Origin of the sequence: Bradyrhizobium uaiense, assembly GCF_010811875.1 — a bacterium.
GTDB classification, from domain to species: Bacteria; Pseudomonadota; Alphaproteobacteria; order Rhizobiales; family Xanthobacteraceae; genus Bradyrhizobium; species Bradyrhizobium uaiense.
This window is the reverse complement of record NZ_VKHP01000329.1, coordinates 1-8,918: the sequence shown is the minus strand read 5'-3', so window position 1 is coordinate 8,918 and position 8,918 is coordinate 1. Positions and strand designations below refer to the sequence as shown.

9 protein-coding genes, 1 pseudogene and 1 riboswitch are annotated in these 8,918 nt (G+C 62.3%); all 10 genes and pseudogenes read right to left on the bottom strand.

Features of this window, described 5'->3' with window-relative positions; translation table 11 throughout:
* Window positions 1-123 precede the first annotated feature (123 nt).
* The gene (locus tag FNJ47_RS42315; protein WP_163162248.1) at window positions 124-888 is read right to left on the bottom strand and encodes a hypothetical protein; all 765 of its coding nucleotides are present in this window, start codon (window positions 886-888) and stop codon (window positions 124-126) included.
* A gap of 82 nt (window positions 889-970) precedes the next feature.
* Complete coding sequence (locus FNJ47_RS42310) at window positions 971-1,591, bottom strand: hypothetical protein (RefSeq protein WP_163162246.1); 621 nt, start codon at window positions 1,589-1,591, stop codon at window positions 971-973.
* A gap of 631 nt (window positions 1,592-2,222) precedes the next feature.
* Window positions 2,223-2,552 (bottom strand): annotated as a pseudogene (locus tag FNJ47_RS42305) (phosphomethylpyrimidine synthase ThiC); the annotation flags it as partial.
* A 45-nt stretch (window positions 2,553-2,597) separates the two neighbouring features.
* Entirely contained in the window at window positions 2,598-2,993 is a 396-nt protein-coding gene (locus tag FNJ47_RS42300) for a hypothetical protein (RefSeq protein ID WP_163162244.1), read from the bottom strand.
* 329 nt (window positions 2,994-3,322) lie between these two features.
* Window positions 3,323-5,221 (bottom strand): phosphomethylpyrimidine synthase ThiC, encoded by a 1,899-nt coding sequence (gene thiC, locus FNJ47_RS42295; RefSeq protein WP_163162242.1) that lies wholly within the window; start codon window positions 5,219-5,221, stop codon window positions 3,323-3,325.
* A gap of 201 nt (window positions 5,222-5,422) precedes the next feature.
* Window positions 5,423-6,031, bottom strand: coding sequence for a thiamine phosphate synthase (locus tag FNJ47_RS42290; protein ID WP_163162240.1), 609 nt, complete (start codon window positions 6,029-6,031; stop codon window positions 5,423-5,425).
* A complete protein-coding gene (locus tag FNJ47_RS42285; RefSeq protein ID WP_163162238.1) occupies window positions 6,018-6,800 on the bottom strand; it encodes a thiazole synthase in 783 nt (260 codons plus the stop codon). Before FNJ47_RS42285 ends, FNJ47_RS42290 begins: the two co-directional genes overlap by 14 nt.
* A gap of 186 nt (window positions 6,801-6,986) precedes the next feature.
* On the bottom strand, window positions 6,987-7,184 hold the full coding sequence (thiS, locus tag FNJ47_RS42280; protein WP_092116006.1) for a sulfur carrier protein ThiS: 198 nt from the start codon (window positions 7,182-7,184) through the stop codon (window positions 6,987-6,989).
* On the bottom strand, window positions 7,175-8,188 hold the full coding sequence (locus FNJ47_RS42275) for an FAD-dependent oxidoreductase (RefSeq protein WP_163162236.1): 1,014 nt from the start codon (window positions 8,186-8,188) through the stop codon (window positions 7,175-7,177). The genes thiS and FNJ47_RS42275 overlap by 10 nt, the downstream gene beginning before the upstream one ends.
* Window positions 8,176-8,318, bottom strand: a riboswitch (TPP riboswitch). Its footprint overlaps the gene before it by 13 nt.
* A gap of 177 nt (window positions 8,319-8,495) precedes the next feature.
* The coding region (locus FNJ47_RS42270; protein ID WP_163162234.1) for a lytic transglycosylase domain-containing protein at window positions 8,496-8,918 on the bottom strand (423 nt) is incomplete at its 5' end.

Genomic DNA, 8,918 nt, shown 5'->3' with positions numbered 1-8,918 from the left:
GGGCGGGTGCTGGTGGTAGCGTGCAGGCGGTGGCTGTTGGCGCGCCGGCATAGCATAGCCCGCATGAGCGAAGCGATATGCGGGGCGAGTAGGAAACCCCGGATGTCGCTTCGCTCATCCCGGCTACTTGCTGGCCAGATAGTCGCTCTGCGCTATTCGAGCGCGTCGACCGATCGGCTCCAATGCGGACGTCGCGAAACAGTCGCTTCCCTCCTCACTTTCCTTTTCTTTCAGGATGCTAGCTGCAACCAGCGCCGCGCGATCAGATGGGCAGAACTCTGACGTTTTTTGATCAAGCGCTGCCAAGCCGTAGGGGAAAGCAAGGGTGCACCCCTCGCCCCGAAGGCCGGCCGATTGCGCGATCGATCGAATCATGACCTTGTAAAAGCGTCGGCCAATGATCTCGGACATTTGGGGCTGTGGTAGGTTGGGGTCGCGAACATCAAGGCTGGTGGTTGAAACGGCACCCACAAGATTGGGTACGGCGAAGGTCGCGTGGAATGTGGAGTATCCCGCTGCGGCTCTTAGGTTGTATGGCAAGAAGAGATATTTGAACTCGCCTGTCGTTCCATCGCGTATGGTCGCTTGATTGAAATGAACGGCAAGTTTCGCGGCATCCAGTTGCATTGGCGCCGTGAATAGTTCTTTTCCCAAGGGGAGGCGTAGGTCTTGCGTGGAGATCGGCGCGACAAGGACACGCTTGAGCGCGCAGACTAACGGTCGCACGAAGTCCGTGTCTTTCAGGTCGCTATGGATGTAAAGCCTAATTTCAGTGGGCGCATGCAGGCCTTTGCTTTCCTGGGCCGAAGTGGCTGAGCTGCCAAGCAGCAACGAGGCGCCGGCCAGCGTCAGCCGGCACGTTGTCTTACTGAAAATGGTTTGCTTCATGTCCCTCATAATCCGTAGCCCGCATGAGCGCAGCGACATGCGGGTCAGATAAAAACCCCGGATGTCGCCTCGCTCATCCGGGCTACTTGCTCGGCTCAATAATTTTCTTGAATAGTGCAGTGTGAACAGCACCCGTTTCGATGCTTTGCATGCCAACGTATAAGGTCGTCGCGTCGTCAGGAAACTGTATTAGATGATTGTTTAGTAATCGCACTAAGCGCTCACGCCAAACCGGGAATAACCGTTCAATCTCTGCGAGCGACTTTTCTTCGCGATACGGATTGTTGGCGTGCATGAGTCCGCCAATCCTGCCGTGTGCTTCGACAAGCTCCTTGAGGGTGAAGAACCCCGAGGTGATCGGCTTCCATTCGTCCGTTACTCCCTCCGCATTTGTCGGAATCCGATCAATCGGCTTTGGATAGAAGCCCGGGTTTTTCTTTTCTACGATCGCAACGATCTTATCTACTTGCCACTCCTTGGCCAACTTGCGGGTAAGACCTTCAAAGAATTGTTGATGAGACGCGAGCGTCGACAATATCACAAGTTCAAAAATCTTGCGGAACTGGAGCGCGACAAATTCTACGTTAGTGTATCCGTAAGACGTGGATTTTTGCCCCTGAAGTATTTCGTCAATGGCAATTTGTCTGCGCTTAACTTCTTCCATGCACCGCGCGTAGTTGGCATAATCTGGCTCGCTCGTCACATTCGTGCCTCATCTGCTAGTCCGCGTATCCTGCATGAGCGCCGCAGTACGTGGGCGACCGCAATCCCCGAATGTCGCTTCGCTCAACCTGGCTACGCCTACCTTACCGCCGAGTAGTCAAGTCCGCGAACGCCTGGCTAAAGCTACCACCAGCACAATGATTACAGCGCCACCAATTGCCCAAACACCATCTGCACTGATACTCGCCCCCAAAGATTGACCAAAAGTTTGTCCGACATGACGCAGCTCTCCATTTGAATAATGGACAAGCTCGAATCAGTCGTAAGGGGATTAGTTATTGGCGCACAGATTCCAAATGCGCGCAACGCACCGACGCGGCGGACGAAAATTCTTCAATGAGGTCAAAGTCCAAAAATCTAGCGCTGACACAGGTGAGACTTTTTTCACCTCGCTATGAGGTGCGTAAAGTCTTTGAGATTATTGATTTCTCGTGCGTGCTCCTAACCAAAAGTCCCCCAGCGTGGGGCATAGCGGCGCGCAAAATGTCCACTAGCTAGCAAGGGTTTGCTCATCCGGGCCAATAAGAAGCCGAGCTTTTTGCCCGGCCTCTTTGCTTTTTTGATGGATGCCCGGGTCAAGCCCGGGCATGACGAGCGGTGAGGGCAGTGCCCTACAACACCCGATTGCTCTCCTTCACCTTGTCCGCGTCGAGATACAGGTTCTCGCCCATCTCCCTGAACTTGGCGCTCATCGTCGCCATGCCGTCTTCGATGGTGCCTGAGATCGACGCCCCGCCGCCGGTCGGGTCGTTGAGCGTCGCGGCGTGGTCGCCGACGTCCTGGGTGATCTTCATCGAGCAGAATTTCGGGCCGCACATCGAGCAGAAATGCGCGACCTTGTGGGCTTCCTTCGGCAGGGTCTCGTCGTGGAAGTTCTTCGCGGTCTCGGGATCGAGGCCGAGGTTGAACTGGTCCTGCCAGCGGAAGGCGAATCGGCATCGGTGGGTTATGCCTTCGGCTAACCCGACCTAGCCGTCGCCACGACGTCACATCGGGCAGCGAACATACGGCGTCGACACCGGCACCGGCTCCTTGGAGCTGAGTGTGATCTTATTCTCTCCGGAGAGTTCCACGTCGAATGCCACGTCTGAAATCGCGACACCGTCCGAGCATGACGCGATCACGCGTACATCCTTCCCGTCATCATGCAACGATTTGACGGTGCATTTTTGAAACGTGCCGGTGATTTGCTTGCCCTGGACGATCAGGCCGCCCGCGTTGAAGTCAGCGTCTTTCCTGAACGCGAGCTTGTTGTTCTCCTTGGTGAATACCTGGTCGCAGGCCGAGGCGTCGATCGTCCAGGCTCCGTTCAGATCCGCGGCCCGTGCCGAGGCCGATTGGGCGACGAGAAGTACTAATAGCACGGCATTGAAGGTTCTCATGAATCTCTCCAATAGGAAGGGGCATGGGACTACCGGACCCTCTGCGAACCGGACTTAGAATCGCCGCGGATAACACCTGACGCGGCCTCATCGCTCCTGAACAGCTTAGCAAGTGATGATATCGCGGATATTTCGTTGATCCAAGTCAATGGTTCTTGGGAACGGACGCCCTGGGCGGGTTGGTGTCGTGACAGGGCCTATACAATCCGCACATCAAGAAAACACGCCTCGAAGCAAAGAGGCCGGGCTTTAGCCCGGCCTCTTTACTCTTGTTGAATGCCGCAAAGATGCGCTTCGCGCTTCTACCCAGGCATGACGAGCATTGCGGGTCACAACACCCGATTGCTCTCCTTCACCTTGTCCGCGTCGAGATACAGGTTCTCGCCCATCTCCTTGAACTTGGCGCTCATCGTCGCCATGCCGTCCTCGATGGTGCCTGAGATCGACGCCCCGACGCCGGTCGGGTCGTTCAGCGTCGCGGCGTAGTCGCGGACGTCCTGGGTGATCTTCATCGAGCAGAACTTCGGGCCGCACATCGAGCAGAAATGCGCGACCTTGTGGGCTTCCTTCGGCAGGGTCTCGTCGTGGAAGTTCTTTGCGGTCTCGGGGTCGAGGCCGAGGTTGAACTGGTCCTGCCAGCGGAAGTCGAACCGGGCGCGCGACAGCGCATCGTCGCGGAGCTGGGCTGCGGGATGACCCTTGGCCAGATCAGAGGCGTGGGCCGCGATCTTGTAGGTGATGACGCCGACCTTGACGTCGTTGCGGTCGGGCAGGCCCAGATGCTCCTTCGGCGTGACGTAGCAGAGCATCGCGCAGCCGAACCAGCCGATCATCGCGGCACCAATGCCCGAGGTGATGTGGTCGTAGCCCGGCGCGATGTCGGTGGTCAGCGGCCCGAGGGTGTAGAACGGCGCCTCGCCGCACTCCTTGAGCTGCTTGTCCATGTTGATCTTGATCTTGTGCATCGGCACGTGGCCGGGGCCCTCGATCATGACTTGGCAGCCCTTGTCCCACGCGATCTTGGTCAATTCGCCGAGCGTCTCCAGCTCCGCGAACTGCGCGCGATCGTTGGCGTCCGCGATCGAGCCGGGGCGCAGGCCGTCGCCGAGCGAGAACGAGACGTCATACTTGCGCATGAGATCGCAGATCTCGTCGAAATGGGTGTAGAGGAAGCTCTCCTTGTGATGCGCCAGGCACCACTTCGCCATGATCGAGCCGCCGCGCGACACGATGCCGGTGACGCGGTTGGCGGTGAGGTGGATATAGGGCAGCCGCACGCCGGCGTGGATCGTGAAATAGTCAACGCCCTGTTCGCACTGCTCGATCAGCGTGTCCTTGTAGAGCTCCCAGGTCAGCTTGACGGGATCGCCGTCGCACTTCTCCAGCGCCTGGTAGATCGGCACGGTGCCGATCGGCACCGGCGAGTTGCGCAGGATCCATTCGCGGGTGGTGTGGATATTGCGCCCCGTCGAGAGGTCCATCACGGTGTCGGCGCCCCAGCGGATCGCCCACACCATCTTGTCGACCTCTTCCTCGACCGACGAGGTCACCGCCGAGTTGCCGATGTTGGCGTTGATCTTGGTCAGGAAGTTGCGGCCGATGATCATCGGCTCCAATTCAGCGTGGTTGATATTCGAGGGAATGATGGCGCGGCCGCGCGCGATCTCCGAGCGCACGAATTCCGGGGTGATGAAGGCCGGCACCGCGGCGCCGAAGCTCTCGCCGTCGGCGAGTGCGGCTTCCGCGCGCTCGAGCTGCTGCTTGCGGCCGAGATTTTCGCGCTCGGCGACGTAGATCATCTCCTTGGTGATGATGCCGGTGCGGGCGAATTCGAGCTGCGTGATCTTGTGACCGTCGAGGCCGCGCAGCGGCGTGTGATGCGCGGTGAACGCCTTGGCTGCGTGGGCTGCGCCGACATTGCCGTTGTCCTCCGGCTTGATGGTGCGGCCCTCGTATTCCTCGACGCCGCCGCGCTCCTTGACCCAGGCGAGGCGATTGCGCGGCAGGCCGGAGTTGACGTCGATCGTGACGTTCGGATCGGTGTAGGGGCCCGAGGTGTCATAGACCGGCAGGTTGGGCTCGCCGGCGCCTTCCGACAGGATGATCTCGCGCAGCGGCACGCGGATGTCGGGTGCAGCTTCCGGCGTTGCGAAGATCTTGCGCGAGGCGGGCAGCGCGCCGGTGGTGACGGCGGGACGGGTGGTGTCGGGGTTGGAGCGGATGTTCATGAGGGATCCTCCGTTTTAATTCGTGTGCATAGCGCTGATGTTGATCTCGTCACCCTGAGGTGCGCGCACTTGCGCGCCTCGAAGGGTCGACGAGCCGGGCCGTCGACCCTTCGAGGGCCGCTGAAGAAGCGGCCACCTCCAGCGACAAAGGCGAAGCCTTTGCGCGGGGGTGACGGGATGAGTAGCGTGCGATGCCGTGCATCACGCGGCCTCCGCCCGGATGCCGAGCCATTGCCGCACCCGCGCGTCGGGGTCGGTGTTCTGGGTGACGTCGGAGACGACGGCGATCGAATCGGCGCCGGCGGCGAAGATCTCGGCGGCGTGCTCGAACTTGATGCCGCCGATCGCGACAAGGGGAATGGCGCCGATGCGCTTTTTCCACTCGGTGATCTTCGCAATGCCCTGCGGCTCGAACCGCATCGACTTCAGCGTGGTGAAGAAGATCGGGCCGAGCGCGACATAGTCGGGCTTCGCGGCGAGCGCGGTGGCGAGCTCGGAATCGTCGTGGGTGGAGACGCCGAGCGTCAGTTTTGCCTTGCGGATCTCGGCGAGGTCAGCATCGGCGAGGTCTTCCTGGCCGAGATGCAGATGCTCGGCGCCGGCGACGATCGCCGCGCGCCAGTAGTCGTTGACGACGAGTTTCGTGGGCGTGCCCTTGGTGACGGCGAGCGCGTCGGTGACGATCTGCAACGCCTCGGCGTCGTTGAGCTCTTTGGCGCGGAGCTGGATGGTGCCGACGCCGAGTTTTGTCAGTCGCTCGACCCATTTGATGCTGTCGACGACGGGATAGAACGGATCAGGATACGGCATGCCAGAACGGGGTCCCAACGACAGGGGTGGAAGGGGAGGCGAAGTCGCGGGCTTCCATCAGCCCGGCTTCATAGGCGGTGCGGCCGGCCTCGACGCCGAGGCGGAAGGCGTTGGCCATCGCGACGGGATCGGCGGCCTTTGCCACAGCGGTGTTGAGCAGCACGGCGTCATAGCCGAGCTCGAGCGCCTCGGCGGCATGCGACGGCGCGCCGAGGCCGGCATCGACCACCAGCGTGATGTCGGGCAGGCGATCGCGCAGCAGCTTGAGCGCATCGCGGTTGGTGATGCCTTTTGCACTTCCTATCGGCGCGGCCCACGGCATCACCACCTTGCAGCCGGCCTCGACCAGCCGCGAGGCGACCGAGAGATCCTCGGTGCAATAGGGGAATACCTCGAAACCGTCCTTGATCAGGATGGTGGCGGCCTCGACCAGGCCGACCACGTCGGGCTGCAGCGTATCGTTGTCGCCGATGACCTCGAGCTTGATCCAGGGCGTGCCGAACAATTCGCGCGCGAGCTTGGCTGTCGTGACGGCCTCGCGCACGCTGCGGCAGCCCGCGGTGTTCGGCAGCACGGTGACGCCGAGCTCGCGGATCAGCGACCAGAACGCATCGCCGGTCTTGCCGCCGGCGGCCTCGCGCCGCAGCGACACCGTGACGATGCTGGCGCCGGAAGCGCGGATCGCGTTCTGCATGATCGCAGGCGAGGCGTAGAGCGCGGTGCCGATCAGCAGGCGGGAGGGGAAGGATTTGCCGTAGAAGGTGACCATGTGTCTCCTCAAATCAATCTGTCGTCCCGGCGCAGGCCGGGACCCATACGCCGCGGCCTTTCAATGGGGCACACGGGGCGACGTTCTTGCCGACAATTTCCGGTCGTGGTTATGGGTCCCGGCTCCGTGCGCAAGCGCGCACTCGGCCGGGACGACGTGGGGAGAGTTCGTGCACGCATCATCACATCACCCTCCCTGCCGCGGCGTGATGATCTCGATCTCGTCGCCGGCCTTCAGTGCGGTCTCGGCCCAGCGGCTCTTCGGCACCACGTCGTAATTCAGTGCGATCGCGAAATGGGTGCCCTCGTAGTCGAGCTCGGCCAGCAGCGCATCGACGCTGACGGCGCTGATTTCCCGCTGCTCGCCATTTACGATCACGCGCATTGCATCACCTCATTGTCGATTTCGCCGCGTGCGAGATAGGCGAGCGTCAGCTCGGCCAGCGCCGGCGCCAGCAGGAAGCCGTGACGGTAGAGTCCGTTCACCGTGATGCGTTCCTGCTCGATCCTGATTTTCGGCAGATTGTCGGGGAATGCCGGACGGAGCCCGGCGCCGAATTCGACGATGCGTGCCTCGCCGAACGCGGGATGCACGACATAGGCGGCCCCGAGCAGCTCCAGCGCCGAGCGCACGCTGACGCCGTTGTCCTCGGCCTCGATCGAGGTCGCACCCAGCATGAAGCGGCCGTCGCCGCGCGGGATCACGTAGAGCGGCCAGCGCGGGTGGATCAGCCGCACCGGACGCAACAGCTCGACCTCCGCGGTCTCGATGACGATCATCTCGCCCTTGACGCCGCGCAGCGTCGGCTCGCGGTCGCGGGCGGCTAGGCCGCGGCAGTCGATCACGAGGCCGTCGAGATCGTCAGCCTCGGCGTCGCTGCCGAACTTGATGGCGCCGCCGGCCTTGGTGATCGCGGCATGCAGCCGCGGCAGCACGCGGCGCGGCTCGACATGGCCCTCCTCGGGATAGAACAGGCCGGCGCCGAAACGGCCCTCGAGCGCCGGCTCCAGTTCGCGGACGCCCTCGGCGTCGAGCCGGCGATGGCCGGTGGTGAGGCGGGCGAAGCGCTCGAAATCGGCGCGGTCGCGCGGATGCGCCACCACCAGCGAACCGTTGAACGGGATTTCCGGAAGATGCCGCCGCCACAGGTCGAGCGAGCGGATGCCGAGGCGGGTGATCACCGGCTCCGCGGCCTCCTCTTCGCACCAGGGCGCGAGCATCCCGCCGGCCCAGTGGCTTGTGGATTCCGTCATCCCGGCGTCACTGCGCTCATGCAGGGTGACGGCACGTCCGGCCTCTGCGAGCAACAACGCATGCCAGGCGCCGGTTATGCCTGCGCCGATGATGGAGACGGGGGAATCCCCCCGCAGTCTTGACGTCTGATACATCCCTGTCCCTTCGCCGGCATGACCCGGATCAGGTTCAAAGGGTCACCGCGGTCCCGAACTGATCGCCAATCGGCGAAGTCCAAGCTTGCGGTATCTCAGCTCCTCCTTCGGAGCACCCCTCGGAACGCCCCTAATGTAGGCGGATGGGCGGGCGTGTCAACTTGTATGCCAGGCACGGCACGCTGCGGCGCCGCACCTCATCACACGAGATTGCCGGTGGAACGATTGCGTGATTTGCGGTGAGGCCGCGCGCTGACGACGGCCGACTAAGCTAGGCGCGGCCGGCGCGGTGCGGACGCGATCGGCTTTATTTTGCGGCCTGTTCCGGCTTCGGCTCGGCGGGATCGACCGTCAACTGGTCCGACATTTGGTCTTGCCTGGCGAGCTCCTTCGGCGGTGCACCCGCGCCGCCGTGCTTCGCCTCCTTGAGGTGACCGCCGCGCTGCCGCTTTGCGACGTAGTAATACCCGCCCGCGAAATAACGCACGGCTCGGTCGTGATCGCCATTGGCGGCGCGATAGGCGCCGGCGAGGTACTTGACACCGTATTTGAGGTTGGTCGCGGCGTCGCGCAGACCTTCGGCGGTACCGGTGTAGCCGACCCCGCGGGCGGTCGCGAGCTTGATCTGCATCATGCCGATGGCGCCGCCGCGCCCGATCAAATGCGGCTGGTATTTGCTCTCGCGGACGATGACGCGATGCACCAGCTCTTCCGGCACCAGATTCGCCTG

Bases quoted from the DNA above. Each gene is read 5' to 3' on its own strand.
- thiS (WP_092116006.1), bottom strand. From the start codon at position 7,184: ATGCGCGTGATCGTAAATGGCGAGCAGCGGGAAATCAGCGCCGTCAGC.
- FNJ47_RS42300 (WP_163162244.1), bottom strand. From the start codon at position 2,993: ATGAGAACCTTCAATGCCGTGCTATTAGTACTTCTCGTCGCCCAATCG.
- FNJ47_RS42315 (WP_163162248.1), bottom strand. From the start codon at position 888: ATGAAGCAAACCATTTTCAGTAAGACAACGTGCCGGCTGACGCTGGCC.
- thiC (WP_163162242.1), bottom strand. From the start codon at position 5,221: ATGAACATCCGCTCCAACCCCGACACCACCCGTCCCGCCGTCACCACC.
- FNJ47_RS42275 (WP_163162236.1), bottom strand. From the start codon at position 8,188: ATGTATCAGACGTCAAGACTGCGGGGGGATTCCCCCGTCTCCATCATC.
- FNJ47_RS42285 (WP_163162238.1), bottom strand. From the start codon at position 6,800: ATGGTCACCTTCTACGGCAAATCCTTCCCCTCCCGCCTGCTGATCGGC.
- FNJ47_RS42290 (WP_163162240.1), bottom strand. From the start codon at position 6,031: ATGCCGTATCCTGATCCGTTCTATCCCGTCGTCGACAGCATCAAATGG.